The 26,035-nt window shown below is 60.4% G+C and carries 27 protein-coding genes; 15 read left to right on the plus strand and 12 right to left on the minus strand.

The genetic code is table 11. From position 1 onward, the window contains the following. The first annotated feature begins 166 nt into the window (after window positions 1–166). A complete protein-coding gene (locus tag ASE60_RS15150) occupies window positions 167–637 on the plus strand; it encodes a universal stress protein (protein WP_244495625.1) in 471 nt (156 codons plus the stop codon). 179 nt (window positions 638–816) lie between these two features. On the opposite strand, the gene ASE60_RS35190 is transcribed toward ASE60_RS15150, so the two are convergent. From ASE60_RS35190 to ASE60_RS15170, 5 genes are all read right to left on the minus strand, one after another. Continuing rightward, complete coding sequence (locus ASE60_RS35190; protein WP_156414650.1) at window positions 817–984, minus strand: hypothetical protein; 168 nt, start codon at window positions 982–984, stop codon at window positions 817–819. A 220-nt stretch (window positions 985–1,204) separates the two neighbouring features. Next, window positions 1,205–1,372: a hypothetical protein gene (locus tag ASE60_RS35195; protein WP_089045897.1), complete on the minus strand. Its 168-nt coding sequence runs from the start codon at window positions 1,370–1,372 to the stop codon at window positions 1,205–1,207. A 208-nt stretch (window positions 1,373–1,580) separates the two neighbouring features. Beyond that, window positions 1,581–3,098: a tripartite tricarboxylate transporter permease gene (locus tag ASE60_RS15160; protein WP_057251398.1), complete on the minus strand. Its 1,518-nt coding sequence runs from the start codon at window positions 3,096–3,098 to the stop codon at window positions 1,581–1,583. 14 nt (window positions 3,099–3,112) lie between these two features. Next, window positions 3,113–3,604, minus strand: coding sequence for a tripartite tricarboxylate transporter TctB family protein (locus ASE60_RS15165; RefSeq protein ID WP_057251399.1), 492 nt, complete (start codon window positions 3,602–3,604; stop codon window positions 3,113–3,115). Next, entirely contained in the window at window positions 3,601–4,545 is a 945-nt protein-coding gene (locus ASE60_RS15170) for a tripartite tricarboxylate transporter substrate binding protein (RefSeq protein WP_057251400.1), read from the minus strand. The genes ASE60_RS15165 and ASE60_RS15170 overlap by 4 nt, the downstream gene beginning before the upstream one ends. A 461-nt stretch (window positions 4,546–5,006) precedes the next feature. Between ASE60_RS15170 and ASE60_RS15175 the strand changes: the two genes are divergently transcribed. Together ASE60_RS15175 and ASE60_RS15180 are read left to right on the plus strand one after the other, a co-directional pair. Beyond that, complete coding sequence (locus tag ASE60_RS15175) at window positions 5,007–5,540, plus strand: DUF1801 domain-containing protein (protein WP_082615870.1); 534 nt, start codon at window positions 5,007–5,009, stop codon at window positions 5,538–5,540. Window positions 5,541–5,609: 69 nt separating this feature from the next. Then, window positions 5,610–6,059, plus strand: coding sequence for a DUF1801 domain-containing protein (locus ASE60_RS15180; RefSeq protein ID WP_057251402.1), 450 nt, complete (start codon window positions 5,610–5,612; stop codon window positions 6,057–6,059). 43 nt (window positions 6,060–6,102) lie between these two features. Here ASE60_RS15180 and ASE60_RS15185 read toward each other — a convergent pair whose 3' ends face one another. Continuing rightward, window positions 6,103–7,170 (minus strand): ABC transporter substrate-binding protein, encoded by a 1,068-nt coding sequence (locus tag ASE60_RS15185; RefSeq protein WP_057251403.1) that lies wholly within the window; start codon window positions 7,168–7,170, stop codon window positions 6,103–6,105. A 77-nt stretch (window positions 7,171–7,247) separates the two neighbouring features. Here ASE60_RS15185 and ASE60_RS15190 point away from each other — a divergent pair, with 77 nt between their 5' ends. Both ASE60_RS15190 and ASE60_RS15195 read left to right on the plus strand, forming a co-directional pair. Then, entirely contained in the window at window positions 7,248–7,925 is a 678-nt protein-coding gene (locus ASE60_RS15190) for a response regulator transcription factor (protein ID WP_057251404.1), read from the plus strand. Next, on the plus strand, window positions 7,922–9,301 hold the full coding sequence (locus ASE60_RS15195; protein WP_057251405.1) for a sensor histidine kinase: 1,380 nt from the start codon (window positions 7,922–7,924) through the stop codon (window positions 9,299–9,301). Before ASE60_RS15190 ends, ASE60_RS15195 begins: the two co-directional genes overlap by 4 nt. 125 nt (window positions 9,302–9,426) lie before the next feature. Here the strand turns inward: ASE60_RS15195 and ASE60_RS36050 are convergent, their stop codons facing one another. From ASE60_RS36050 to ASE60_RS15225, 6 genes are all read right to left on the minus strand, one after another. Further along, the gene (locus ASE60_RS36050) at window positions 9,427–9,549 is read right to left on the minus strand and encodes a hypothetical protein (RefSeq protein WP_255571421.1); all 123 of its coding nucleotides are present in this window, start codon (window positions 9,547–9,549) and stop codon (window positions 9,427–9,429) included. Window positions 9,550–9,762: 213 nt separating this feature from the next. Beyond that, window positions 9,763–10,788, minus strand: coding sequence for an ABC transporter permease (locus ASE60_RS15205; protein ID WP_057251406.1), 1,026 nt, complete (start codon window positions 10,786–10,788; stop codon window positions 9,763–9,765). Between the two features lie 34 nt (window positions 10,789–10,822). Continuing rightward, on the minus strand, window positions 10,823–12,364 hold the full coding sequence (locus ASE60_RS15210) for a sugar ABC transporter ATP-binding protein (RefSeq protein ID WP_057251407.1): 1,542 nt from the start codon (window positions 12,362–12,364) through the stop codon (window positions 10,823–10,825). A 168-nt stretch (window positions 12,365–12,532) separates the two neighbouring features. Then, entirely contained in the window at window positions 12,533–13,462 is a 930-nt protein-coding gene (locus ASE60_RS15215; RefSeq protein WP_057251408.1) for a sugar ABC transporter substrate-binding protein, read from the minus strand. 233 nt (window positions 13,463–13,695) lie between these two features. Continuing rightward, window positions 13,696–14,508 carry a TIM barrel protein gene (locus ASE60_RS15220; protein ID WP_057251409.1) on the minus strand — a complete coding sequence of 271 codons (813 nt, stop codon included), beginning with the start codon at window positions 14,506–14,508 and terminating at the stop codon, window positions 13,696–13,698. Window positions 14,509–14,683: 175 nt separating this feature from the next. Further along, entirely contained in the window at window positions 14,684–15,715 is a 1,032-nt protein-coding gene (locus ASE60_RS15225; RefSeq protein ID WP_057251410.1) for a LacI family DNA-binding transcriptional regulator, read from the minus strand. 163 nt (window positions 15,716–15,878) lie between these two features. Here ASE60_RS15225 and ASE60_RS15230 point away from each other — a divergent pair, with 163 nt between their 5' ends. The 10 genes from ASE60_RS15230 (at window position 15,879) to rfbD (ending at window position 26,032) form a co-directional block, all read left to right on the plus strand. Continuing rightward, the gene (locus ASE60_RS15230) at window positions 15,879–16,970 is read left to right on the plus strand and encodes a fatty acid desaturase family protein (RefSeq protein ID WP_057251411.1); all 1,092 of its coding nucleotides are present in this window, start codon (window positions 15,879–15,881) and stop codon (window positions 16,968–16,970) included. 28 nt (window positions 16,971–16,998) lie between these two features. Further along, a complete protein-coding gene (locus tag ASE60_RS15235) occupies window positions 16,999–17,316 on the plus strand; it encodes a MocE family 2Fe-2S type ferredoxin (RefSeq protein WP_057251412.1) in 318 nt (105 codons plus the stop codon). A 49-nt stretch (window positions 17,317–17,365) separates the two neighbouring features. Then, window positions 17,366–18,592: an FAD-dependent oxidoreductase gene (locus ASE60_RS15240; RefSeq protein WP_057251413.1), complete on the plus strand. Its 1,227-nt coding sequence runs from the start codon at window positions 17,366–17,368 to the stop codon at window positions 18,590–18,592. Window positions 18,593–18,632: 40 nt separating this feature from the next. Then, window positions 18,633–19,430 carry a 3-methyl-2-oxobutanoate hydroxymethyltransferase gene (locus ASE60_RS15245; protein ID WP_057251414.1) on the plus strand — a complete coding sequence of 266 codons (798 nt, stop codon included), beginning with the start codon at window positions 18,633–18,635 and terminating at the stop codon, window positions 19,428–19,430. Window positions 19,431–19,510: 80 nt separating this feature from the next. After that, window positions 19,511–20,323, plus strand: coding sequence for a sterol desaturase family protein (locus ASE60_RS15250; RefSeq protein ID WP_244495626.1), 813 nt, complete (start codon window positions 19,511–19,513; stop codon window positions 20,321–20,323). Window positions 20,324–20,411: 88 nt separating this feature from the next. Continuing rightward, entirely contained in the window at window positions 20,412–22,346 is a 1,935-nt protein-coding gene (locus ASE60_RS15255) for a glycosyltransferase family 2 protein (protein WP_162261297.1), read from the plus strand. Beyond that, window positions 22,343–23,440: a hypothetical protein gene (locus ASE60_RS15260; protein WP_057251416.1), complete on the plus strand. Its 1,098-nt coding sequence runs from the start codon at window positions 22,343–22,345 to the stop codon at window positions 23,438–23,440. The genes ASE60_RS15255 and ASE60_RS15260 overlap by 4 nt, the downstream gene beginning before the upstream one ends. 64 nt (window positions 23,441–23,504) lie before the next feature. After that, on the plus strand, window positions 23,505–24,077 hold the full coding sequence (gene rfbC, locus ASE60_RS15265; RefSeq protein ID WP_057251417.1) for a dTDP-4-dehydrorhamnose 3,5-epimerase: 573 nt from the start codon (window positions 23,505–23,507) through the stop codon (window positions 24,075–24,077). An 18-nt stretch (window positions 24,078–24,095) separates the two neighbouring features. Further along, window positions 24,096–25,151 carry a dTDP-glucose 4,6-dehydratase gene (gene rfbB, locus ASE60_RS15270; RefSeq protein ID WP_057251418.1) on the plus strand — a complete coding sequence of 352 codons (1,056 nt, stop codon included), beginning with the start codon at window positions 24,096–24,098 and terminating at the stop codon, window positions 25,149–25,151. Continuing rightward, window positions 25,148–26,032 (plus strand): dTDP-4-dehydrorhamnose reductase, encoded by an 885-nt coding sequence (gene rfbD / locus ASE60_RS15275; protein WP_200964182.1) that lies wholly within the window; start codon window positions 25,148–25,150, stop codon window positions 26,030–26,032. Before rfbB ends, rfbD begins: the two co-directional genes overlap by 4 nt. The last annotated feature ends 3 nt before the right edge of the window (window positions 26,033–26,035 follow it).

Genomic DNA, 26,035 nt, shown 5'->3' on the forward strand with positions numbered 1-26,035 from the left:
CTTCACCCGCACAAGGCTCTTCACCCGCACAAGGCTTTGGGATATCGATCACCGCGCGAGTTCTTAAACCGTCAAACAGAAACCTGATCCTGTCCGGTTTTTATGGGGCAACTCCAGGAACGTTGATCGGGATCAAGGAATAAGCCCCTGATGGCGGTAGGCTTGAATGAAACTTGGAGAAGGAGGATCCCATGTTTCGCAATATTCTTATACCCACCGACGGTTCGCCGTTGGCAAAATCGCGGTCGATGCAGGCATAGCCTTCGCGAAGGAGGCCAGCGCAAAAGTGACCATCCTTGCCGTTACCGAACCATTCCATCTCTTTTCGGTCAATCCCGAGCAGGTGTCGGGCACGCGCGACGAATACGAAGCGCTGGCCAGCAAGCATGCCGCGGAAATGCTCGCGGCTTTGGCGCGCAAGGCAGAGGCGGAAGGCGTGGCGTGCCAGACGGAGCAGGTCAGCAGCCACGAGGTCTACCGCGCAATCATCGACCAGGCGACACACAAAGATGCCGATCTCATCATCATGGCGTCGCATGGTCGCGGTGGTGTCGGAAGCCTGATGCTCGGCAGCGTAGCTGCCAAGGTGCTGGCTCATTCGACGATACCGGTATTGATCTATCGCGCGAAGAAATGAGGCGACTTAGCGCGACGCGTCGTTATGTCCTGCGTACGCCGACAGGTGGGTTGAAGGCGTTCGCTAAGCCTGATGAGGCCGGGACGCGCTTTTCCAACATAGCAACGGCTCGGCGATCTACCGATCCCGAGCCGTTTATCCTTGGGAGGATTGGCGCGCCTTAGGCGCGTTGAAATTCATTAGTCGCGGCGCGTGTCCGGGAAGTTCGCCGGGTCGATGCCGAGGGTGCGCAGGTCGCTTGCCTTGGGGCGGCGGTGCCCTTCGACAGCGGCGGCGGCAGCGCTAGCAGCGCCGAGACCTGCGAACGCACGACCGATGAAACCCGTGTGGTAAGTTGTGGTAGCCATCTTCTTGCTCGCTTTCGCTTTCTCTTTGATGAGAAAAAGATGGGGGCTGGCCGGTCTTGCTGCAATGCACAATTGGGCACGTCAGCCATGCAGGGAAAGCAGTCCGGTTGCTCGCGTCGAGGCACTACCCCATAAACGCACAACGGCCCGGCGATCTTCCGATCCCGAGCCGTTTTTCATCCTTGGGAGGATAAGGCACCCATTGGGCGCCGGAATTTTGTTAGCCGCGGCGCGTGTCCGGGAAGTTCGCCGGGTCAATGCCGAGGGTGCGCAGGTCGCTTGCCTTCGGGCGGCGGTGACCTTCGACAGCGGCGGCGGCAGCGCTGGCAGCGCCGAGAACTGCGAACGCACGGCCGATGAAACCCTTGTGGTAAGTTGTGGTAGCCATCTTCTTGCTCGCTTTCGTTTTCTCTTTGATGAGCAAAAGATGGGGTCTGCCTGGTCTTTTTGCAATGCACAATTGGACACTCCAGCCATGCAAACGAAGCAGGCCCGGTCGGTAGTGAAATCGACCGGGCCTGCGGATAGGCCTTGGGAGGAGGCGCTAATTCGGACAACTCCGAAAGGGGCTCCCGGAGTTGTTTTGCGAAGACGACTTAGTCTTCGTTCGCCGCCAGTTGCGAAAGCACCTCGCCACGACCGCGGGCCCTGAGGATCAGCGGTACGATCAGCGCAGCAGCGGCAATAACCAGAAGTACAGCTGCGATCGGCGAGGTGAACAGCACGCTGTAGTCGCCCTGGCTGATGGCGAGCGCCCGGCGAAGCTGCTGTTCGGCCAGCGGACCGAGGATCAGGCCGACGACGACGGGAGCGATCGGATAACCGAAGACACGCATGGCGTATCCGAGAAGGCCGAAAGCGAGCAGCATGCCGAGTTCGTAGACGGATGGGTTGGCGCCGATGGTTCCCAGCGTCGCGAACAGCAGAATGCCGGCATAGAGCCACGGCTTCGGGATCGTCAGTAGCTTCACCCAAAGACCGATCAGTGGCAGGTTCAGGACCAGCAGCATGAAGTTGGCGATGAGCAAGCTGGCGATCAGGCCCCAGACGAGCTGCGGGTTGGTCGCAAACAGCAGGGGGCCCGGCTGCAGGCCGTATTGTTGGAAGCCGGCGAGCATGATTGCAGCTGTTGCTGTCGTCGGCAGGCCGAGCGTCAGGAGAGGTACGAGCGTTCCGGCGGCGGACGCGTTATTGGCGGCCTCGGGACCTGCAACGCCCTCGATTGCGCCATTGCCAAACTCTTCCGGATGCTTCGTCAGACGCTTTTCTGCAGCATAGGAGAGGAAGGTGCCGATCTCGGCGCCGCCAGCCGGCATGGCGCCGATCGGGAAGCCGATGATGGTGCCACGCAGCCAGGGCTTCCAGGAACGCGCCCAGTCGTTGGCGCTCATCCAGACGGAGCCACGAACTGCCTCGACCTTGTCGGGCCCCTTGTCGCCTTGCGCAGCGATGAAGAGCGTTTCGCCGATGGCGAACATAGCAACGGCGAGCGTCGTAACTTCGATGCCGTCAAGCAGTTCCGGAACGCCGAAGGAGAGGCGCGCCTGACCGGTCAACTGGTCGATGCCGACGACGGAGAGCGCCAGCCCGACAAATAGCGACGTCAGGCCGCGAAGGGTGGAATCGCCGAAGGCCGAAGAGACGGTGACGAACGCCAGCACCATCAGTGCGAAGTACTCGCGCGGACCAAAGACCAGGGCCAGCTTGACGATATAGGGCGCGATGAAAGCGAGGCCGAGCGTGGCGATGAGGCCGGCGACGAATGAGCCGATCGCAGCTGTCGCCAGCGCCGGGCCGCCGCGTCCGGCGCGCGCCATCTTGTTGCCCTCGAGCGCGGTCACGATCGACGCGCTTTCGCCGGGCGTGTTCAAGAGGATCGACGTGGTCGAGCCGCCATACATGCCGCCATAGTAGATGCCGGCGAACATGATCAGCGAACCGCCGGGATCGAGCCGATAAGTAACGGGCAGGAGGAGAGCCACGGTCAGCGCGGGCCCGATGCCGGGCAGAACGCCGACGGCGGTTCCGAGCGTGACGCCGATCAGCGCATAGAGCAGGTTCATCGGCTGGGCAGCAACCAGCAATCCCTGCAGCAGGAAATCAAAAGTAGCCATGGTCGTCGGCCCTCTTAGAAGAACAGGCGTTCAAGCGGCCCCGCGGGCAGCGACAGTTGCAGGAGCTTGGCGAAAATCACCCAGACGACGAAACAGAGCACGATGCCGACGGGGAGAGAAAACCAAAGCTTGCGTTTGCCGAAACCGCGCGCGGTCAGCGCGAACAGAATGCCGGTGGCGATCGAAAAACCCGCGACTTTCAGCAGGAGCATCTGGGCAGCCAGGCCGCCAACGATCCAGATGACCGGAGCAACCTCCTGGCGTTCACGCTCCGGAAAATCGCCGCGAAACGCTTCGAAGCCCGTCCAGATAGCGAGAGCGAGAAGACAGCAGGCGATCGCGTAGGGGACCGTCGTCGGTCCGACCTGGGAGTAGCCGGCAGCGCCTGCCAGGCGCGACACATCCCAAAAAATGAGGCCAGCGATAGCGCCGAGAACCACCGCGATGAAGAGCGCCGCCCGATCCGGGCGACGCGTTGCGGTTGAAGGGTGATGCCCCTTGGTCATTTCACCAGTCCAATGTCCTTGAGAACACCTTCGGTTGCCGCAACGTCCTTTTCGAGTTGGGCGTTGAAGGCATCACCGGCGAGATAGCTGTCCTGCCAGCCCTTGGTCTTCAGAACTTCCTGCCAGCCGGCGGACTTCGCAAGCTTCTCGATATCGGCCGAGACGGCAGCCTTCTGCTCATCCGACAGTCCCGGAGCGGCTGCGACCATCCGCCAGTTTTCGACGACTACGTCGAGGCCCGATTCCTTGAGTGTCGGAGCGTCGACGCCCGCAATGCGCTCGGGGCCCGATACGGCGAGCAGACGGAGCGTGCCGGCCTTGACCTGAGATTCGAATTCGCCGTAGCCGGAAACGCCGGCGGTCACCTGGCTGCCGAGGATGGCAGCGAGGGCCTCGCCACCGCCAGAGTAAGCGATGTAGTTGATCTTGGTCGGATCGACACCGGCAGCCTTGGCGATCAGGCCAACGGCGATATGGTCGGTGCCGCCGGCCGAGCCGCCTGCCCAGGAGACTGCGCCCGGATCTTTCTTCAGGGCTTCGACGAGGTCGGCCATCGTCTTGATGTCCGATGCAGCCGGCACGACGACCGCTTCATATTCGCCGGTGAGGCGAGCGATCGGCGTCACGTCCTTAAGGGTGACCGGGGATTTGTTGGTGAGGATCGCGCCGACCATGACGTAGCCGCCGACGATCAGGGCGTTCGCATTGCCCTTCTGCTGGCTTGCGAACTGGGCGAGGCCGATGGTGCCGCCGGCACCCGGAACGTTCTGAACTTGAACGTTGCTGGAGATGCCTTCCTGCTGCATGACGGTCTGCAGCGAGCGTGCCGTCTGGTCCCAGCCACCGCCCGGGTTTGCCGGCGCGATGATGGTGTAATCAGCGGCGAAGGCCGGCAGCGACATGGCGCCGGCGAGAATCGTTGCGAGGAAAAAGTGTTTCAAGGTCAGTCCTCCGTGAGGCGCGTTTTCACCGCGCACGTTGTTGCTCAGTGCGAACGGGAAGACGGCGACGGGTTCTTTCGACCCTTGTCGCTTGACCGGATTGGTGGCTTCCTCCCAGTGCGCAACCGGCGACCCGCCTCCACGGGTGCCAGTGACCCTAAGGCAACATAGAAAGCTGACATTTAGCTGACATCAAGCCCCTAATGCGCTTTTCGGTGCGTGACGTTTACGAAATCTTAGATTCTTGGCCGCGCCAACGAGGGAGATAGGCTCTGTCAGCCTCGGTGGCCGAGTTCGGAGAGGTTGATCCACCGGGAAATGGGCGAATCGAAACCTCGGAGCCGAGGTGCCGGTTCCACGTATGATGGCAGCGATATCGCGAGGACGGCAAGCTGTGGTAGTGTCGCGCCGGCCACCCCGAAGACCTGTTCGCCCCGAGACCTGATCGAAAGGATGGAGCAATGACCAAGACAGCCAACTCCAAGATCGCCAATGTGACATCGAAGCGACCAACAATGGGAAAAGCCACGCGGACGCGAGTGTCAGTCAAGAAGGAAGGCGAAAAAGAGGAGAAGGGACAGACGGTTGCAGATCAGCCGAAATTGCTTTCAGGCGGCAATCCCCAGATCGCCAAGGGCTATGGCGATGCGCCAGTGCAGGCCTATATCGCTGCCATGCCGGGCTGGAAGAGTGCGGTCGGGCGCCATCTCGACCAGCTTATCATGCGCGCCGTCCCGAAGGCGCAAAAGGCCGTGAAGTGGAATTCGCCGCTTTATGGCATGGAGGGCGACGGATGGTTCCTCGGCGTTCACTGCTTTGCGAAATACATCAAGGTCGCGTTCTTCAATGGCGCGGCCCTCAGCCCGCCGCCACCTGTCGAATCCAAGATGGCAAATGCGCGCTATTTCCATATCCACGAAAAAGACGAGATAGATGAGGCGCAATTCAGCGATTGGGTAAAACAAGCGAGCGAATTGCCCGGCGAAAGTATGTGAGCGGAATGTCAGTGACGTCGTGCAGAGCGCACCCCGCGTGATGTGTGATACCTGCGTGGAGATGATCGGATGAAGAAAGCGACGGGAAAGATGACGAAGACTGATGCGATGGAGGGAGAAGCGCCTGCCTCCGAACAGATCGATGCCAGGATAGCTGAACTGGGCGACTGGCGGGGAGAGATGCTTGGGCGGGTTAGGAAGCTCATCAAGGAGGTCGATCCCGAGGTCGTCGAGGAATGGAAATGGAGAGGCGTTCCGGTTTGGGAACATGCGGGGATCATCTGTACCGGCGAGACCTACAAGGCGGTGGTGAAGATGACCTTCGCCAAGGGCGCATCACTGGAAGATCCCTCGGGTCTCTTCAATTCAAGCCTCGACGGCAATACCCGGCGGGCGATCGATATCCACGAGGACCAACGGATCGATGAGGACGCTTTGAAGGCCCTCATTCGAGCTGCCGTGGATCTGAACCTGTCGGTACAAGCCGAACGCAGCGGCCGCTCCAGGAAGAAAGCCTGACGTTCCCATTCAGGGCGCCGCCGAATTGACGCGCGCCCTGATTTCAGTGGAGCCGCAGGACTTCGTTCCATTTGGCGATCAGACGCGAGCGCTTTACCTGGTCGAGATAGACCATCAGTCCGGGGCTAACGGGAACCGGGCGCAATTGAGCGCCGAGCATTTCCTGCATGGTGTTTGCGGTATTTTCTCCGGCGACCTCTGGGCTGACGGCGGCGATCTGCAGTTCTCGCGCCATAATCGTCTGTCCTTCCTTGGACATGAAGAATTCGAGGTAGCGGCGTCCAAGGTCCGGAGAGGCCGAAGCCTGGGGAACGAGGCCAATTCGCGACATCACCACCGTGTAGTCCTTGGGCAGAACGATCCCGACATCCGGATGTCGCGCTGCCCAGTCCGCCGCGTAGGAGCCAAGGATATTATAGCCGAGCACGAAACGCCCGTCGGCAACACGCTCGAGGATGGCTTCGCTGGTGGAATAGAGCTTGACGCCAGCGGCACCCATGGCCTGGATCACATCCCAGATATCGCCGAACTGCTCCTGGTCACGTGCCATGAAGAGGAAACCGACGCCGGAGCGCTCGATGTCGTAGGTTCCGATGCGGCCGAAGACGCTGGCGCCCTGGCGCTTGAGGTAATCGACGAATTCGGAACGCGTGGACGGTGGTTTTTCCGTCGTGAAACTCGGCTTGTGATAGACGAAGACGGCCGGTTCGAAGGTCAGCGCATAAGCCGTGTTGCGCCAATTCGCCCAGGCGGGCCAGCGGTCGCTCATCGGCAGGTCGCTGCGCTGGGCATAGCCATCGTTGCTGAGCTTGACTTGCAGGTCCATGGCGGAAGAAAACGCGAAGTCCGCCGTCTTCATGCCGGCATCCGTCTCCTTGATGATGCGGTCATAGATCTCGCCGGTCAGCATGTCTTCGTAGCGCACAGTGACATCCGGATTGGCCCTCTGGAAGCCGATGATCATCGGCCGGGCGAGAGGCTCATCGAGCGAGGAATAAACCACCAGCGTGCGCGCGTCGGAGTTGCCGGAAAGGGCTGGAAATATGATCGGCGCCGCAAGGAGCAGTCGGGGGCAAAGGGCAAAAAAAAGAAGAGAAATCAAGAACCGCATGAATCCACAATGCCTCAGCGTGTCACCGTTCACAAGCAAGGCGTCGCCGGATAAGGTGGATCGGGGAGTGACGATATTTGCGTATCTTGCTTGTTGAGGACAACCAGGACCTGGCCGAGGGCCTGTCTGCCATTTTGCGTGGTAGCGGCTATGCCGTCGACGTTGTCAGTGATGGTGCCTCGGCGCATGCTGTTGCGGCAACTGAAACCTTCGATCTGGTCATTCTCGATCTCAACCTGCCGGAGATGGACGGGCTCGACGTTTTGCGGGCAATGCGCGCCCGTCAGAACCGCGCGGCGGTGCTGATCCTCACAGCACGGGGGGCGCCCGAGGAGCGGATCAAGGGGCTCGATCTCGGCGCCGACGATTACATGATCAAGCCGTTCGACGTCGGTGAACTCGAAGCGCGGGTGCGCGTGTTGCTGCGCCGGCAGGCCGGGCTCAGAGCATCCACTGTGAGCTATGGCAATGTTTCGCTCGATCTCAATACGCGCAGCTTCTCCTCAGGCGGCGTGCCGATCGAGATCCCGGCGCGCGAACTCGGGCTTCTCGAACTCCTGTTCATGCGGGCCGGAAAGGTGGTTGCCAAGGACGCGATCATGCAGTCGCTGACCGGCTTCGACGATGATTTGAGCTCCAACGCGATCGAGCAATATGTCAGTCGGCTGCGCAAGCGGCTGGCGCCGCATGGCCTCACAGTTCGCACGGCCCGCGGCATCGGCTACTACCTCGACAAGATGGCCGGGCCGGAATGAAGGCGACGGTCTACTCCCTCCGCCGGCGCCTGCTTGGCTGGCTGCTGATTTCGACGGTCGTCATCGGCGTCATAGCGCTCACGGACACCTACCGCGAGGCTGTGACGACCGCCAACGTTGTCTCCGACCGCGTGCTCGCCGGCTCCGCGTTGGCGATCGCGGAACGCGTGGTCGTCGCGGAGGATGGCTCGCTCGAGGTCGATATTCCCTATGTTGCCCTGGAGATGTTGACCTCCGCGGCGCAGGACCGCGTTTTCTACAGGGTCGACGGACCGCCCGGCCAGTTCATCACGGGTTACCAGACGTTGCCGTCGCTTGCGGAAGAGCCGGGGACATCCACGACCTTTGCGGATTCTACCTTCCGCGGCGAACCGATCCGCATCGCGGCGCTCCGCCGATCCGCCTCGACCGGGATCAATTCGGTACCCTTTGTCGTGACCGTTGCCGAAACGACGATCGCGCGGCGGCAACTTGCGCAGACCATCCTTTTCCGCTCGGCGCTGCGCCTCGGCATGATGATCGCAGGTGCTGCAGTCATCGTCTGGATCGCAGTCACGTTTTCGCTGCGCCCGCTCTACCGGCTCGGAGATGCGATTTCGGAGCGTAATCCGGATGATCTGCACCCTATCGGAGAACGCGTACCGAACGAAGTCCAGGGGCTCGTCGATACCGTCAATTCCTTCATGGGACGCCTGCAGTCGGCCCTCGATGCGCTACGCAATTTCACCGGCAACGCCAGCCATCAACTCCGCACGCCGCTGGCGATTATTCGAACCCAGCTCGCCCTGGCGCAGCGCGCAGGGTCGATCGAGGAAACGCATGGCGCGGTGAAAAAGGCCGATGAAGCGGTCGCCAATGCCGAACGCATCCTGGGGCAATTGCTGCTGATGGCGAAAATCGACGCGGCCGGGAAGAACGAGGCGCGGATGCTGGGGCGCGTCGATCTCGTCGATCTCGTGCGGGAGATCACGGCAGAACATGTACCCGCTGCAGGCGAAGCGGATATCGATCTCGGCTTTGACGGCGAGGGCGAAGCCTTCGTTCGCGCCGAGCCGCTGCTGGTGGCTGAGATGCTGAAGAACCTGATCGGCAACGCGCTGCTTTATGCCGGCCGGGGTGCGGAGGTGACAACGCGCGTACTCGCCGAAGGCGGTTCGGTGTCGCTCGACGTGGAGGATAACGGGCCGGGAATTCGGCCGGAAATGCGCGAATCGGTGCTCCGCCGCTTCGAGCGCGGTGGCAGCGAAGCGCCGGGCTCGGGGCTTGGTCTGCCGATCGTCGAGGAGATTGCCGAACTCTACGGCGCGACGACCCGTCTCAGCGAGGGGGCCGATGGCCGGGGCCTCAAGGTGACCATCCTCTTTCCAGCGGGCTAGTCACAGATCGGCTCTGTCGGGCCGGCTCTGTCCGGCGCCGCGATTGCGGGCCGGATGAGCAAAAACCATCTGCAGGCCGTCAGGTCGACACGCCCAAAATGGTTGCGGCATTTTCGATTGTTTGCTTAGCGGCCGCGGTGGCCGAAGAGGGAAGCTGTCTCGCGGGTCTGTACCCGCAGCATCGCGTTCCAAAGCTGTAGAACGAAACGCGGCTGAAACTGGCTCGCAAGCTTGCGCTGCGACAACATGATAAGTCTCCGATAGTTTTGGACGCTTGCCGTATAGTGCATTGGCGGGGATTTTGCCAGAGCGCTCGCGCCGGGGCAGCTCTGCGCGCCAAGCATATGTGGAAAACGGCATAAGGCGGACGAAATACCTGCCGGCGAAAAAGAAAATGCCGGGATGATTTTCATCATCCCGGCCAGTTGGCTTCACTGGGAGGAGGGTTATTCTTTTGAGCGTCAAGCCTTCTTGCGGTTTTTCTGTCGGTAGACGTCGATGACGACGGCTGCGACGATGATCAGGCCCTTGACGATTTCCTGGTAGTAAGCGTCGACGCGCAAGAAGGTGAATCCAGAAGTCATGACGCCGAGGATAATCGTGCCGATCACCGTGCCGGTGATGCGGCCGACGCCGCCGGTGAGCGACGTGCCGCCGATGACGGTCGCGGCGATCGCATCCAGTTCGTACATGACACCCATGCCTGCCTGTGCGGTCTGGGCGCGGGCAGCGGTGACGACGCCGGCGAGGCCCGCCAGCATGCCGGCAATGGCATAGACCTTGATGAGGTGTGCTTCGACATTGATACCCGAGACGCGTGCCGCCTGAACGTTGGCGCCGATCGCATAGGTAAACTTGCCATAGCGGGTATAGCGCAGGGCGATGTGGAAGATGATCGCGACGACGAGGAAGACGATGACGGGCCAGATGCCGGTGCCGATGAAGTTGAACTGTTCGGTGAGGCCCGAGACCGGCTGGCCCTTGGTATACCACTTGGAGATGCCGCGTGCCGACACCATCATGCCGAGCGTGGCGATGAAGGGCGGGATCTTGGTGCGGGCGATGAGCTGGCCGTTGATGAAACCGGCGAGGAGGCCGATACCAACGCCAAGCCCGATCGGAACGATCGCCGGCATGTCGGTCAGCGACGGATAGATCGCGCGGGGCCAGGTGGAGGCCTGAGCGACGCTTGCGGAGATCATCGCCGTCATGCCGACGACGGAGCCCGAGGAAAGGTCGATGCCACCTGTGATGATGACCTGCGTGACGCCGACGGCGATGATGCCGATCACCGAGACCTGCAGGATCATGATTGTCAGGCGCTGTGGATTCATCAGGAAGCTCTGGCCGACGAAGATCCAGCCAAGAACCTCATAAACCAGCGCAATGCCGATCAATACGAGGAAGATGTTGAATTCGGGGGGCAGGCGGCGCTTTGCGCCGGTAAGCGGTGTGCTCGCGCCCTGTGCGGCGACATTGGTATCCATTTTCATTCCTCCCTTTCGTCGGGTCGCTTCCCGCTCAACTCGCGGCGAGCTCCATGACCTTGATCTGGGTTGCTTCCGCCCTGTCGAGGAAGCCGGTGACGCGGCCCTCGTGCATGACCATGATGCGGTCGCTCATGCCGAGCACCTCTGGCATTTCCGAAGAAATCATGATGACCGCGACACCATTGCGTGCGAGTTCGGTGACGAGGCGGTGGATTTCCGCCTTGGCGCCGACATCGATGCCACGTGTCGGCTCGTCGAGGATCAGGATGCGCGGATTGGTGAGCAGCCAGCGGCCGATGAGCACCTTCTGCTGGTTGCCGCCGGAGAGGTTTTCGATGCGCTCCTGCAGGTTCGGCGTCTTGACGCGCAGCTTGCGGCTCATCTCTTCGCAGGCGGCGGTAATCAGTTTCTCGGTAACGAAGCCGCCCTTGACGAAGCGATCCTGCAGCACCGCGATCTGCATGTTCTCGAGGATGTCGAGGATCAGAAGACAGCCGGTGTCCTTGCGGTCCTCGGTCAGGAACGCCATTCGGTGCCTGATTGCAGTGTTAGGGCTATTGATTGAAAGGGTTTTTCCGTCGATCGAAATCGTGCCGGAACTTGCCGGTGTCACGCCAAAGAGCGTCTCGGCGACGTTGGAGCGGCCGGAGCCGACGAGGCCTGCAATGCCGAGGATTTCGCCGGCGCGGACATCGAAGGAGACGTCGCGGAAGACACCGTCGAGCGCCAGGTTCTTTACCGAAAGGACGACATCGCCGATCGGCACTTCCTCCTTCGGGAACATCTGGGTGATTTCGCGGCCGACCATCATGCGGATGATGTCGTCGCGGGTGACGTCGCTCGAGGCATGGGTGCCGATAAATTTGCCGTCACGAAACACCGAGAACTCATCGGCAATTTCGAACAGCTCGTTCATCTTGTGGGTGATGTAGACGATGCCGATCCCTTGCTCGCGCAGGTCGCGGATGATCTCGAAGAGGTGCGCGACCTCGCGCTCGGTCAGCGCCGAGGTCGGTTCGTCCATGATCAGCACGTCGGATTCATAGGAGACCGCCTTGGCGATCTCGACCATCTGCCGGCTCGCAACGGACAGATGGCGGACCTCAATCTCCGGATCGATCTTGATCTTCAGGCGATCGAACAGCCGGGCGGTGATGCGGTTCATCTCGCCGTGGTCGACGAAGCCAAAGCGGTTCTTCGGCTCACGGCGGATCCAGATGTTTTCCGCGACCGTCATGAACGGCATCAGGTTCAGTTCCTGATGGATCATCGCGATGCCGTTTTCGAGTGCGTCGAGCGGCGATTTCAGTCGGATGTCGACGCCCTTCAACCTGATGTCGCCCTTGTCGGGCGTATAGATGCCGGCGAGGATCTTCATCAGCGTCGACTTGCCGGCGCCGTTTTCACCCATCAGCGCATGGACCGTGCCGCGCTTCAACTTGAATTCGACGTCGTCAAGGGCGACGACGCCCGGGAATTCCTTGCGGATGCCTTCCGCCGAAAGAAGATATTCGGCCTTCGGTACGGCGCCGCTGGCGCGCACGGCTGCCATCGTTGTCGGACTGAGCGTCATGTTCCTTGCCTCCCCCGTCGTTTCCGGCTGTCGCGGAAAAGTCCTCATCGCTGGCGGGTCACCAGCCCATTTAATCGCAGGTCGCATCCAAAAGGACGCAGACATCCGCAGCGGGACTTGCATATTTGAGCGGGAGCGCAGGTGATCCTGCGCTCCCGCTGCAGGCGATCAGTTCTTGGCCTGATACTTGTCGAGGGTTTCCTTGGTCACCAGCTCGAAGGGAATGTAGACCTTCTTGTCGACCGCCTCGCCCTTGGCGAGTTTCAAGGCGGCGTCGACCGAACCCTTGCCCTGGCCGGCGGCGTTCTGGAACACCGTCACGTCGAGATCGCCCGCAGCCATGGCGGCAAGCGCATCCTGCGTTGCGTCGATGCCGCCGATGACGACGGAGTCCATCGAACGGCCGGCGGCCTTCAACGCCTGGATCGCGCCGATCGCCATTTCGTCGTTGTTCGCGATGACCGCATCGAACTCAAGTCCGGCGGAGAGCCAGTTCGTCAGAAGGTCCGACCCTTGCGTACGCGACCAGTTGGCCGTCTGCTCCTCGACGATCTCGATACCCTTGCATTGGTCGGTCGCGAGCACGTCGTGAATGTCCTTCGTGCGCATCCGGGCGGCCTGGTTGGACAGTTCGCCCATCATGACGACGGCCTTGCCCTTGCCGCCAAGCATCTTGCAGATTTCCTGCGTCTGCAGCGTGCCGGATTCCTGTTCGTTCGACGCGACGAAAGCCTGCTTTTCCGGCAGAGTGTCGACGTTGACCGGCTCGCGGTTGACGTAGACGAGCGGAATGCCGGCGTCGGCGGCAATCTTCGACATGGCTGCCGTCGCATCGGTATCGACCGGGTTGACGATGATGGCGGTCACGCCGGCTGCGATGAAGTTCTGGATCTGGCTCTGCTGCTTCGAAACGTCGTTCTGCGCGTCTTCGATCTGCAGTTCGACGCCGTCGAGCGTCTTGGCGTAATCGGACATGCCGTTGCGCAAGACCGTTAGGAAGTTGTCATCGAAAAGGGCCATCGACACGCCGATGGTCTCGGCATGCGCAGCCGTCGACATCATCACGGCCAGCGCTGTACCCAGCACGAATTTCTTCATTGTCTCTCTCCTCCACAATGGTGCCCGGCGACACCTTCTCCTGCCGGGAGCGCAATCCTTGTCGGATTGCGCTCATTCACATCGAAAGCGTCACTCCCGTTACGCCTTCGGATAAAACGGAATAAACGAACCAGTAAATTGCGATTACGGAATATGTATTCCATTTTATGGGGGCGTCGTCAAGACCTGATGCGGCGCCCCGCATCGTTTTCCCGCAGCCAGGCCGCGGCGGATCAGATCCGGGTTTGAATGTGGTCCACACTCTGCCTGATCGCAGCCGCCGGATCGGCGACCGCGTGGACTTCGGCGGCAAACGCTTCAAAGGAAAGCGGCCCTCTATAGCCCTCGGCACGCAGGCGCCGTATCTGGCCGACATTGTCGAGAACGTCATCCTGATCGACCAGAACGCGATGCGAGTCGCGCAGATCGGAAACGGCGACCCGACCGTCGGTTACGCCGGAAATATGCACGAGCCCTGTCATCTCAGGATAGGTTGCGGGTTCGCCGGCGAGGTGGTGATGGAACGTATCGTGCACCAGTCGGAAGGTACTTTCTCCTCCGACCGCCTTGATCCCCTCGACAGCCTCCGTCTTCGAGCGCAGCGAGCAGATTTCGAAGCCCAGCGGCTCGACAAGGCCGATAATTCCGGCCGATTCGAGCATCGGTTTCAGTGCGGCAAGCGCTTCACGAAGGTTTGCCTGTCGCTCGCCGTCCGCCTGGCCGGAGCCGTCGTTGACGGGCACGAGCACGAGGGCCTTGGCGCCGCAGTCGCGCGCATAGGCTATCAGCTCTCCGGCTTCTTTCTGACGATCCGAATTCCACTCGTTGAAGCGCTGCAACGCGTTGATCGAGATAATCGTAATGCCATTGCGACTGGCGAGCGCAGCCACATCCTTGGCCGGCGTGCCGTCAATGATGGCATTGCCGGAAAGGTCGTTGCGGATCTCGACGGAGGAGATCCCGAGGGATTTGGCAAGTTCGAAGAAGGCGCCGAGCGGAAGACCGGGCGTAGTCATATGATTGAGGGCGAAGGGCAGGGTTGTCACGGGAATGTCTCCTCCAGTGGGACGGGTCACGCTTTGCAAATAGAACGTTCATTCCATTTACAGCGTCGCAGACATTTCACCAACTGCTGGAGGACAGTCAAAGAGCGAGTGGCTCAAAGGACTTGCATTGCCGCAACATTGTCTTTCGTCAATGATGGAATTCTATCATATCCCGCTAGATATTCTCTGGCGTGAAGAGATCAAAGGGAAGGAAGGTTTGCCCAGGGGCGCCCGTCGGACCTTTGTCGATCGCCTGGATCATCAGATTGATCGTTTCGCGCGCAAGCGTCGCTGTTGGGGTTGAGATCGCCAGCGTGACGACATCATCTCCGAGGGCCGCCCGGGACTCCGGCGTCAATTCGTTGACGACGGCAATAAGCTTGCCTTCCAGCCTTTCCTCGCGGATCGCAGAGATGGCACCTTCCATGCCCCCGCCGCAGACGTAGAAGCCGATCAGATCCGGATGGCGTTGCAAAAGGTTCAGTGTTGCCTCGTGCGTGATCTCGGCCGTATCGAGATTGACCATGGTATCAAGCACTTCGAAGTCCGGTGCATGTTCACGAAAATAGGTGCGGAACCCGATCTCTCGAAGTTCGTGGCCGAGGAAGCGATGGCTGCCGACGAAGGCCGCGACCTTGCCGGGGCGTTTGGCCGCCTTGGCGATCATCCATGCCGCGGTGCGACCGACCTTGTGGTTGTTGAGCCCGACATATCCCTCACGCACGCCGGCCGCGAAGTCCGAAAGCAGCGAGAAGACGGGAATGCCGCGTTCCTTCAGTTCCTCGATCGCGGCCGTCACCGCCGGATAATCAGGAGCGACGAGCGCTACCGCCTGGTTTCGCGCCGCAGCCGCACGAAGCTTTTCCGTAATCGCCGTCGGTGTCGAATTTGCAACGAAGTCGACCTGGGCGAAAACACGTGCGTTTGACAGCGAAAGCGCCGCGTTTTCGATCTCCTTTGCAACCGCCTTGTAGAAGGACTGCTCCGGCTTCTGCAGAACGAAGGCAATTCTGTACTGCGGCAGGTCCTCGAAGACGCGCTGCCGGATGAGGCCAACCGCGTGGTAGCCGATAGACTTGGCTGCCTCGTAGACACGGCGTGCCGTCTCCTCCCGCACGGGATGGCGTCCGTTCAGGACGCGATCGACGGTCGCGACGCTGACACCGGCGGTCCGTGCGAGGTCGGCAATGGTCGGACGGTTGCTCATCGCTTCTCCTGATAGGTTTGCATCACGAATGATATGCGGTGAATGACATCATTTGATAGAATATATCATTGCTGCATTGAGACCTAGCAAAAGTCAACCTATCGTCATTGCACGACATCGGACGCTCCTGGCCAAACTGGCCGGATCGCAGGGAGGAGAGCAAATGGCGATGGTTCCAACGAAGCGAGACTACAGTCTCCTCGGGCGCGATACCCGGGCGGCCGTCGCCAATGGCCTCTCGGCCGCGGAGTGGTATCACACGGAGATCCCGCGCAAGCAGATGAAGGAACTGATGAAGCGTGAGGACGGACCCGCCATCCGCGATACCGCGATCTGGCTCGGTTGCCTCGTTCTTTTTGGTGGGCTCGGCATCACCTTCTGGGGCACCTGGTGGGCTGTTCCGTTCTTCCTCGCCTATGGCGTTCTCTACGGCTCGGCCTCCGATAGTCGCTGGCACGAATGCGGGCACGGCACCGCGTTCAAGACGATGTGGATGAACAACGCGGTCTACCAGATCGCCTGCTTCATGATCATGCGCAATCCCGTCACCTGGCGTTGGAGCCACACCCGTCACCACACAGACACGGTCATTGTCGGCCGCGATCCCGAGATTGCCGTCATGCGGCCGCCGGATCTCCTGCGCCTCGTCCTGAACTTCTTCGGCATTCTCGATGTCTGGCACGCGATGGTCGACATGGTTCGCAACACGCTTGGCATTATCAGTGCTGAGGAAGCGACGTTCATCCCTGAAATGGAGCAGCCGAAGGCAATCCTCGTTGCCCGCATCTGGTTTGCCATCTACGCCGCAACGATCGCGCTCTCGTTCTATCTCGGTTCGATCCTGCCGCTGATGTTGATCGGTCTGCCGCGGCTCTACGGTGCCTGGCACCATGTGCTGACCGGGCTGCTGCAACATGGCGGTCTTGCCGACAACGTCACGGATCATCGGCTGAACAGCCGCACCGTCTACATGAACCCGCTCAGCCGCTTCGTCTATTGGAACATGAACTACCATGTGGAGCACCACATGTTCCCGATGGTGCCCTATCACGCCCTTCCGAAGCTGCACGCCATGATCAAGCACGACCTGCCGGAGCCGAACCCCTCGATACTGCATGGCTATCGCGAGATGATCCCGGCCTTCCTGCGGCAGTTGCGCAACGAGGACTATTTCTTGAAGCGCGAACTGCCGGCGACGGCGAAGCCCTACCGGGAAGAATTTCACAGCGACGCGATCGTGCATGCAGCCGAATAGCCAACGAAATTAGGAATGGGAGAAAGTCATGAGCGGGAGCTGGGTCGAAGTCTGCGCGGCGAACGAAATCGATGAGGAAGACGTCATCCGATTTGATCACGAAGGGCGCACCTTCGCGGTCTACCGGAGTCCTGACAACGAATTCTTCGCAACCGACGGGCTTTGCACGCACGAGCACATCCATCTGGCGGACGGCCTCGTTATGGACGACATCATCGAATGTCCGAAGCACAACGGTCGCTTCAACTACAAGACCGGCCAGGCCAAGGGCGCCCCGGTCTGCGTCAACCTGAAGACCTATCCAGTGAAGGTCGAGTCAGGAAGCGTGTTCATCGCGATCGCTTGATCGCGGCTTCAACGCGAAGAACTCAGCAAGAGCGGGCAGGGAGGTTGAGATGGGTGGAATTGTCATTGTTGGTGCCGGTGAATGTGGCGCAAGAGCCGCCTTTGCCCTGAGGGAGCGGGGCTACGACGGCTCAATCACGTTGATCGGCGCCGAGCCGCATCTTCCCTATGAACGACCGCCGCTTTCGAAGGAGGGCCTTAAGGATCAGCTTCAACCGAAATATGTCGCCGATGCCGAGCGCTACGCTGCTTCAGGGATCGACGTACTGACCGATACCCCAGTCAAGGCCATCGACCGGTTCGCCAAGCGCGTGGAACTCGTCGACGGCGGCAGTATTGCCTATGATCGGCTCTTGCTGACGACCGGCGCCCGCGCGCGGACGATATCCGGAACCGATGATGTGTCTCGGCGCGTTCGCACGCTCAGAACGCATGCCGACGCCGAGGAGATCCGTCGCGAACTTCTGCCCGGGCGAAAGCTTGCCATCATCGGTGGCGGATTTATCGGCTTGGAGCTCGCGGCAACGGCGCGCTGCCTCGGTGCAGACGTCGTCCTGATCGAAGGGCTGCCACGCATCCTTTCACGCGGCGTGCCGGCTGAGATCGCGACCGTCGTCGCAGAACGGCACCGCACGGAAGGCGTCGACATACGTTGCGACACGAAAATCGATCGCATCGATACTGATGAGAACGGCGTGCGTATCCTGCTTGCGAACGGACAATCGGTCGATGCAGATTTCCTGGTCGTTGGCATCGGTGCATCGCCGAACACGGAACTGGCAGAAGCCGCTGGCCTCATGCTCGACAATGGCATTGCCGTCGACGCGACGCTCAGGACTTCGGATCCCGACATATTCGCGGCCGGCGATTGCTGCTCCTATCCGCTCTGTCACTATGGCGACCGCCGCGTGCGTCTTGAGGCTTGGCGCAATGCGCAGGACCAAGGAACACTCGTCGCCGGCAATCTGCTGGGTGCGAGTGAGACGGTCACCAGCGTGCCGTGGTTCTGGTCCGACCAATTTGACCTGACGCTGCAGATTGCCGGACTTGCAGACGGCGCGACTGTGACCGTGCGCCGTGATCTCGCAGACGGCGCCTTCATTCTTTTCCATCTCGACGACACCGGGCGCTTGCTTGCCGCCTCCGGTATCGGCCCAGGCAATGCCGTCGCGCGCGATATTCGTCTTGCGGAAATGTTGATCGCGGCCGGAAAGCGGCCCGACCCTCAGGCGCTCATCTCGCCGGAAACCAAACTCAAGGCCCTGCTAGCCGCCTAGGGCGAGAGCCTGTATTGCTCACTGATATCGGAGACTTCTCATGAAAAGCCGCCGCCCGACCGTTGCCGACCTCCTTTCGATGAAGGGCAAGCGCCAACTCACCATGTTGCGTGTGGAAACGCTTGACGAAGCCGAAGCGGCGGAAGCCGCCGGCATTGACCTCGTCTCCGTACCGCCGGCACTTCTCGGGCCGCAGTTTCGGGAAGTGGCGCCGACCTGTTTTGCCTTTCCTGGACTTGAGTATGGCGACTACGTTTCGGCGGAAGAATACATCCGTGCAGCATTCAAGGCGCTGAGGGCCGGCGGCGATGCGGTCTATTGCGCCGCCGGTCTTTCGACCGTTCGACGCATGCGGGAGGAGGGCATTCCGGTCTGCGGTCATGTCGGGCTCATCCCCTCCAAGGCCACCTGGACCGGTGGGTTCCGCGCGGTCGGCAAGACGGCGGCAAGCGCGCTCGAGATCTGGCGACAGGTGAGGGCGCTGGAGGAAGCTGGAGCCTTTGCTGCCGAAATCGAGGTCGTCCCTGGCGACGTTGCATCGGCGATCAGCGCGCGAACCTCGATGCTGATGCTGTCGATGGGGGCGGGGGCGGGTTGCGACGCCCAGTATCTGTTCGCCGATGACGTGCTCGGCAGCAATCGTGGCCACGTGCCGCGCCATGCCAAGACTTATCGAAACTTCGCGGTGGAATATGATCGCCTGCAGCGGGAGCGCATTGCCGCCTTTTCGGAGTTTGCCGAAGACGTCCGGTCCGGGGTCTATCCGCAGCAGCGGCATCTCATCGGCATCGAGGAGGCGGAACTGCGCGCGTTTCTGACAGAGCTCGAGCGCGGCTAGGACCGAACGACTTGCGCTGGAGAGGGTGGTTGGTATAGTCCACGCACCAATTCAACTTAATCTCCGCGACGGATCCCGATTTGAGCGCCCTTATCCAGGACAGTCTCACCTTTGTTGCCTTGCTTGCCGCGATCTATGCGGCGACCGTGCTGTTGTATTTCATCTTGGGCTACGGCATCACCTGGCTCAACGACCGCAACCCCGAACGCCGCATCCAGAAGGGGCGGCGCGGCGAGAAGCGCAAGGCCATCGAGATCCGCCAGAGCATGGCATCGATCCTTGTCACCTGCACGTCCGTGGCGATTGGTCTCTTTGCCCAGTATCAGGGCTGGACCTTGTTCTCGCCCTGGTCCTTCAGCTGGTGGACGGCGGTTCCGCTCTTCGTACTCTGCATGGTGCTCTTCGACGCCTGGTTCTATTTCGCTCATCGCCTGCTGCACACCAAGCTTTTCTACAAATACCACGTGCTCCACCACCGCAGCGTCGCGCCCACGGCCTGGAGCAACGATTCGATCGGCCTTGTGGATACGGCGATGTGCCAGGGCTACTACGCCGTCATCGTCTTCTTCGTGCCGGTCCCGCCGATCATTCTCCTGGCACACCGGCTGTTCGACCAGATCAACGGCACCTTCGGCCACGCCGGCTTCGAATACTTCGCCTCGCGAACGGCGCGGTATCCCTCACCGATGCTTTGCACCACCTATCACGATCAGCACCACGCCGAGTTCAAATACAACTATGCGAACTATTTTTCGTTCTGGGACCGCGTGATGGGAACTGTCGCGCCGAATTATGATCGGCGTGTGGAGACGTTTGAAGGGGAGGCACCGGCGCTCAATCTGCGGAAGGCGTCCACGGTGACGGGAGCGGCTGAGACCTCTGCTGCCGACTGAGGCGGCTTGCGTTCCAATCCATTTTTCTGCGATGGCAATGGCTCGACTGAGAATTGAATACCCGTCAGGCGGTGATGGATTGGAGCAGATGGTCGAGCCATCGCAGGATGAAATTGAGGTCGCGTTAAGGCGTGGCCCGGCGCATTACGCGGATCGACCGATTACGCTTTCGGTCTGCGATCCCGACAACCGCCTTGGCCGCCGGCCACAGCTTGCCTTCAAACGCCGCGACCGGACGCCCCATAAGGTCTTCCGTTCGTTCCTGATGGACGGGCGGGGGCGGGGGCGCTTCTACGGGTGGACACCCGTGCAGCTTGATGCAGTGGCCTTGGTGCCCGACGTCGCGACGGCAAACGACACAGCAAGCACTGAGCCGCAGATCAAGATCCGCCGCCTGTCCCTCCCCGAGGCGGTACTCCTGATCGCATTCCGGAGAACCCTGGCGTTCCTGCAGATTATCAGACTGTTCCTCGCGGGTAACAGAAAGGGAGCCGAGTTTCGGTTCGTTCGGCAATGCGATGCCCTTTCCGCCCCAGACTATCGCGCTTGGGTCGAAGCCCAAGCGCTGGCGGAGGCGAGCGAGACGGGAGACGATGCGCGTGCGTGGCCGCGAAGGCCGCGGATCCTCGTTTCGATCGAAGGTATCGATGCGACCGCGGTCGCGGAGACCAGGCAGTCGCTCGAAACCCAGACATGGCGAGACTTTCAGGAAGCGTCCGCGGCAGAGATCGACCAGTTGCTGGAGCAAGGCGAGGCGACTGACGATCTCTTGTGGCTGCGGGTTCCGGCAGGAATGCGCGTCGCCCCAAAGGCCTTGGAGCGATTGGCGCGTCCGTTTGCGTTCTCTACGGATGTCGCGGTCGTTTACTGCGACGAAGATCATATCGATGCCCGCGGCGCGCGTGTTGCCCCCTTCTTCAAGCCAGCCTGGAATGAGCCACTCGCTCGCTCCGGATGGCTTCCCCTGGAAGGCGCCCTTCTTAGCTTGGCCTGCGTCCCCGATGGCGTTTCTCTGCAAAGAGCATCCACCGCCGAAATCGTCCTCGCGATGGCTCAGGTACCGTCCGGAACGATTGTGCATCTGCCGAGAGTTCTGCTGCATCGAGGACCGTCGTGCCGTCGGCGCGACCATCGCGAGACGATTGTTCAGCCCAAACGCGAACGCCCGGCAGTCAGCGTCATCATTCCGACGCGAGACAGGGCCGATTTGCTTGAGGCCTGTCTGAAAGGTCTTTTCGAGAAGACGGTGCCGGCGGATCTTGACGTCATCGTCATCGACAATGATAGCGCCGAACCAGCCACGCTGGCCTTGTTCTCGCGGTATGAGCAGTCAGGACGAATCCGTCGGATACCTCTTCCGGGAGCTTTCAACTTCTCCCGCGCCTGCAATGTCGGCGTAGATGCCGCCCGGCACGACCTCATCCTCTTGTTGAACAATGATGTTGAACCACTTGATAGCCAGTGGCTCGAGTGCTTGGCAGGCGAGCTTGATGATCCAGTGGTCGGCGCCGCCGGTAACCTGTTGCTCTTTCCCGATGGCTTCGTTCAACACGGGGGCGTAACGCTTGGTGCGGGGACAGTCGCACGACACAGCTTTCACTTTCTTGACCCAAAGGATGGCGGCGACAGGGGGCTTTTGAGCCAGCGGCGCGATATGTCGGCTGTCACTGCGGCCTGCCTGCTGACGCGAAAGGACTTGTGGCGCCGCCTCGGCGGCATGGATGAGCAAAAGCTGACCGTCGCGTTCAACGATGTGGACTACTGCCTGAAGCTACGGGAAGCGGGCTTCCGTATTGTCTGGACGCCGGAGGCGGCGATGTTGCATAGAGAGAGCGTCTCGCGTGGCGCCGACGACACGCCGCAGAAGCTTCAGCGCTTTGCGGAGGAGGAGCGAGCCATGTATGAGCGCTGGAGCGATATGTTGAAAGCCGATCCATACTACAATCCGAACCTCTCGCTTATCGCCGAAGAATTCGTTCTCGAAGCCCATCCGAGAACTCTTGCTGCGAGGTCGAGCGCTTGAGCAGCGCGCGCGAACGGCTGGCCCGCTGGATCGAGCGACGGCTGCCTCAGCCGCGGCTGCGGGAGGGTGCCACCGGTCGTCTAAGGCGGCCGGTGAAGCGGATCATCGTGTTTGGGCGGATACCGAACCCCACCTTCGATTACTACCTCGCCGCGCGTCTTGAAGCGCCGGACATGCCATCGTATCAGGTGGCGGATATCCGCGGTCGCGAAACGCCGCCCGTGGATGCCGACGGAGCCTTCGTCATTATATGTCGCTACGCATCTCCGTCCGTCCTGCGCTGGATCGAGAGCCATGCGGAGCGTCTCTCCGGAGTGGGGCTGTTCCTCGACGACGACATACCTGCTGTCGTGACGGGGAAGGATGCGGATTTTTTCTATCGGTTGTTCCTTTGGTACCGGGCTCTTTGGCCACTCCGCCGCCTGAACAGGCATCTGGATATCGTCTGGGCCTCTACGCCTCATCTTGCGTCTCGGTTGAGGCAAGCGAAGGCGGTGGTCTTGCCGCCGGCTCCGCCGAAGGCGCTTTGGTCGGACGCTGATGACTACATCGACGCCCAGAACGCTGTGAAGAGTGAGGTCTTGATTGGTTATCACGCGACGGGGGTTCATCTCGAGGAGCATCGATTTCTCCGTCCGATTATTGCTGAGGTTCTACGTGAACGCCCGCAAGCCCGATTTGAGGTATTCGCAGATCGGCGTGCACGAGCAATCTGGCAGGGCCTCGATCGCGTGCAAATCCGTGAGCCGATGCCGTGGATGGAGTATCTAGCCGACGCGAAAGCCCGGCGCATTGACATCATGCTCGTCCCGTTGGCGCCATCGCATGTAAACGACAGCCGCGCCCCGACGAAACGCATTGACGTGGCGCGCTACAGGGCGGCGGGGGTATTCTCCGCGGGCGCGGCGTATGGCCACACTTCGTGTGGCGCCGAACTGCGGCCCTCCTATGACCCAACCAGTTGGCGCGAAGTCATCTTTCAGCTCGTCGATGATCTTGAAGGGCGCGGCAATGTTGCAAATGCGACGCGCATGGCCGTCTTGCAAATGACCTTGGCAGCCGATACGGGATTTGAGGCCCTTAGGGCCCGATAAGAAACCGGGTCAACCATTCGGGTTGACCGCAGCTCCGAAAATTAGAACAGCGGATCTTTTCCGAATGACTTCAAAGGTATTGTTGCTTCGACCCAAACGTTTTGGGGACGGCCGCGGATGGTTTTCGGAAGTTTACAATGAGAAAACCTTCTCCACATACGGCATCAGTGACCGGTTCGTTCAGGACAATCATTCGCTTTCGGTTCCTGCTGGAACGTTGAGGGGGTTGCATTTCCAGACCGCGCCTTACGAGCAAGCCAAGCTCGTTCGCTGCATCCGTGGGAAGATCTTCGATGTCGCTGTCGACATTCGCCGTGGTTCACCGAGTTTCGGGCAGTGGGTGGGCGTTGAATTATCTGCGGAGAACGGTCACCAACTTTATGTCCCCGTTGGCTTTGCCCATGGCTTCGTGACGCTCGAACCCTCGACCGAAGTGACCTACAAGGTGTCCAATCTTTACTCTCCAGAGAATGATGGCGGCATCCTCTGGAATGATCCACAAATAGGGATCGATTGGCCTCTACCTGGTGGAATTGAGCCCATTTTGAGCCTCAAGGATGGGCTTCAGCCGTTGTTGGGTGACTTTGACAGCCCTTTCGCCTACGACGGGGTGCCGCTCGAACTGGTCGAAGTGTAGGTTTCGAAAGGAATAGCCATGCGAATTCTCGTTACCGGCGGTGCCGGCTTCATTGGCTCGGCTCTGGTTCGGCACCTCGTCAACAACACCGACCATGAGGTGTTGAATTTCGACAAATTGACCTATGCCGGGACGTTAACTTCGCTGGCTTCCATCGCCGCTTCACCGAATTACCGTTTCAAACAAGGCGATGTCTGCGACGAAGGCGCGGTGGTTGCGGCTATCGCTGATTTTCAGCCAGATGTGATTACCCACCTGGCCGCAGAATCGCATGTCGATCGGTCGATCGATGGTCCGAGTGCTTTCATACAGACGAATGTGGTCGGTACCTATACAATGCTGGCGGCGGCACTGGACTACTGGCGCAAGCTTCCGGCAGATCGCGCGCAGAATTTCCGCTTCCATCATATCTCGACGGATGAGGTTTTCGGTTCGCTCGGCGAGACCGGCTATTTCACTGAAACGACACCTTACGATCCCCGTTCCCCATATTCGGCTTCGAAGGCGGGCTCGGATCACCTGGTCTCCGCCTGGGGGCACACATTTGGCCTGCCGATCCTGATCACCAATTGCTCGAATAACTATGGGCCTTATCATTTCCCTGAAAAGCTCATCCCGCTGATGATTGTGAAGGCCGTCGCCGGCGACCCGCTTCCTGTGTATGGCAACGGTACGAACGTTCGTGATTGGCTTTATGTGGAAGACCATGTGCGCGCTCTGCAATGCGTGTTTGAAAAAGGCGCCCCTGGCCAGACTTACAATGTCGGCGGAAACTCGGAACGACGGAACATCGATGTGGTGAACACCGTCTGCCAGATCCTGGATCGTCTACAGCCGCGCGCGGATGGGAAAAATTACGCCAGGCAGATTACCTACGTGGCCGATCGCCCCGGTCACGACCAAAGATATGCAATCGATGCAGCAAAGATAGGCAACCAGCTTGGCTGGAGGCCGGTTGAAACTTTCGAAAGCGGGATTGAGAAGACCGTCGCCTGGTACTTGAGCAACCGAGAATGGTGGTCAGAAATTGTTGAGCGAAACCACGCTGCCCAACGGCGAGGTTTGGGGGTATGAAATTGCGGCGCATTCTGATTACGGGGGGCACTGGGCAGGTTGGGACCGAGCTGCTCCGGTGTCAATGGCCTAGCGATATTGAACTCGTAGCTCCAAACCGGCGAGAGCTCGATCTGTGTAATTGCGATCAAATTGAGCAATACATCGCGGACGGCGACTTTTCCGCCGTTGTTAATTCAGGCGCCTACACTGCCGTGGATCGAGCCGAAAACGAGATACTCGCCGCCTGGAGAACCAACGCATTAGCGCCCGCAGCCATTGCTGCGGCGACCAAGGCGTGCGGCATTCCCATTGTTCACGTATCGACCGACTACGTGTTTGATGGGGCAAAAGGGGCGCCTTATGCTGAAGAAGATTGTGTTGCCCCTCTCGGAGTCTACGGTGCCTCCAAGGAAGCGGGCGAGCAGGCGGTTCGGACCGCGAATCCGCGTCACGTTATCCTTCGCACGGCATGGGTCTTTAGTCCGCACGGATCCAATTTCGTCAAGACGATGCTGCGACTGGGCAAGGAAAGGCCGTTAATTCGAGTTGTCAATGATCAGCGGGGTTGCCCAACAGCAGCGGTCGACATCGCGGAAGCTTTGTCCACGATCGCTCTCCGCTTGATCGAGGACAAGGGTTCACCGGTCGGCACCTACAATTTTGTCAATGCTGGCGATGCAACTTGGTATGAGTTCGCGTGCGAAATATTTGAGCAACGAAGAAGTGCGCGCTATCCAATCCCGACAATAGAGTCGATTGAGACGCACGAATATCCAACACTCGCGCAGCGCCCGGCGAATTCCTTGCTTGCAACTGACAAGTGGAGCCGGGACTTTGGTTGGAAACCTCGTCACTGGCGCATGGCGTTGCATGAGATGCTCGCCTTAATGCAGGATTGATTC

Source organism: Ensifer sp. Root278 (assembly GCF_001429285.1).
Classification (GTDB): Bacteria; Pseudomonadota; Alphaproteobacteria; order Rhizobiales; family Rhizobiaceae; genus Ensifer.

What these genes read in the sequence shown, in the direction of transcription:
- rfbD (WP_200964182.1), top strand. Translation starts at nt 25,148, where the DNA reads ATGAAATTGCGGCGCATTCTGATTACGGGGGGCACTGGGCAGGTTGGG.
- ASE60_RS35195 (WP_089045897.1), bottom strand. Translation starts at nt 1,372, where the DNA reads ATGGCTACCACAACTTACCACAAGGGTTTCATCGGCCGTGCGTTCGCA.
- ASE60_RS15150 (WP_244495625.1), top strand. Translation starts at nt 167, where the DNA reads ATGAAACTTGGAGAAGGAGGATCCCATGTTTCGCAATATTCTTATACC.
- ASE60_RS15215 (WP_057251408.1), bottom strand. Translation starts at nt 13,462, where the DNA reads ATGAAGAAATTCGTGCTGGGTACAGCGCTGGCCGTGATGATGTCGACG.
- ASE60_RS15175 (WP_082615870.1), top strand. Translation starts at nt 5,007, where the DNA reads ATGACCAAGACAGCCAACTCCAAGATCGCCAATGTGACATCGAAGCGA.
- ASE60_RS15160 (WP_057251398.1), bottom strand. Translation starts at nt 3,098, where the DNA reads ATGGCTACTTTTGATTTCCTGCTGCAGGGATTGCTGGTTGCTGCCCAG.
- ASE60_RS15235 (WP_057251412.1), top strand. Translation starts at nt 16,999, where the DNA reads ATGAGCGGGAGCTGGGTCGAAGTCTGCGCGGCGAACGAAATCGATGAG.
- ASE60_RS15255 (WP_162261297.1), top strand. Translation starts at nt 20,412, where the DNA reads ATGGTCGAGCCATCGCAGGATGAAATTGAGGTCGCGTTAAGGCGTGGC.
- ASE60_RS15195 (WP_057251405.1), top strand. Translation starts at nt 7,922, where the DNA reads ATGAAGGCGACGGTCTACTCCCTCCGCCGGCGCCTGCTTGGCTGGCTG.
- rfbC (WP_057251417.1), top strand. Translation starts at nt 23,505, where the DNA reads ATGACTTCAAAGGTATTGTTGCTTCGACCCAAACGTTTTGGGGACGGC.
- rfbB (WP_057251418.1), top strand. Translation starts at nt 24,096, where the DNA reads ATGCGAATTCTCGTTACCGGCGGTGCCGGCTTCATTGGCTCGGCTCTG.
- ASE60_RS35190 (WP_156414650.1), bottom strand. Translation starts at nt 984, where the DNA reads ATGGCTACCACAACTTACCACACGGGTTTCATCGGTCGTGCGTTCGCA.
- ASE60_RS15185 (WP_057251403.1), bottom strand. Translation starts at nt 7,170, where the DNA reads ATGCGGTTCTTGATTTCTCTTCTTTTTTTTGCCCTTTGCCCCCGACTG.
- ASE60_RS15225 (WP_057251410.1), bottom strand. Translation starts at nt 15,715, where the DNA reads ATGAGCAACCGTCCGACCATTGCCGACCTCGCACGGACCGCCGGTGTC.
- ASE60_RS15210 (WP_057251407.1), bottom strand. Translation starts at nt 12,364, where the DNA reads ATGACGCTCAGTCCGACAACGATGGCAGCCGTGCGCGCCAGCGGCGCC.
- ASE60_RS15205 (WP_057251406.1), bottom strand. Translation starts at nt 10,788, where the DNA reads ATGGATACCAATGTCGCCGCACAGGGCGCGAGCACACCGCTTACCGGC.
- ASE60_RS36050 (WP_255571421.1), bottom strand. Translation starts at nt 9,549, where the DNA reads ATGTTGTCGCAGCGCAAGCTTGCGAGCCAGTTTCAGCCGCGTTTCGTT.
- ASE60_RS15240 (WP_057251413.1), top strand. Translation starts at nt 17,366, where the DNA reads ATGGGTGGAATTGTCATTGTTGGTGCCGGTGAATGTGGCGCAAGAGCC.
- ASE60_RS15180 (WP_057251402.1), top strand. Translation starts at nt 5,610, where the DNA reads ATGAAGAAAGCGACGGGAAAGATGACGAAGACTGATGCGATGGAGGGA.
- ASE60_RS15165 (WP_057251399.1), bottom strand. Translation starts at nt 3,604, where the DNA reads ATGACCAAGGGGCATCACCCTTCAACCGCAACGCGTCGCCCGGATCGG.
- ASE60_RS15245 (WP_057251414.1), top strand. Translation starts at nt 18,633, where the DNA reads ATGAAAAGCCGCCGCCCGACCGTTGCCGACCTCCTTTCGATGAAGGGC.
- ASE60_RS15230 (WP_057251411.1), top strand. Translation starts at nt 15,879, where the DNA reads ATGGCGATGGTTCCAACGAAGCGAGACTACAGTCTCCTCGGGCGCGAT.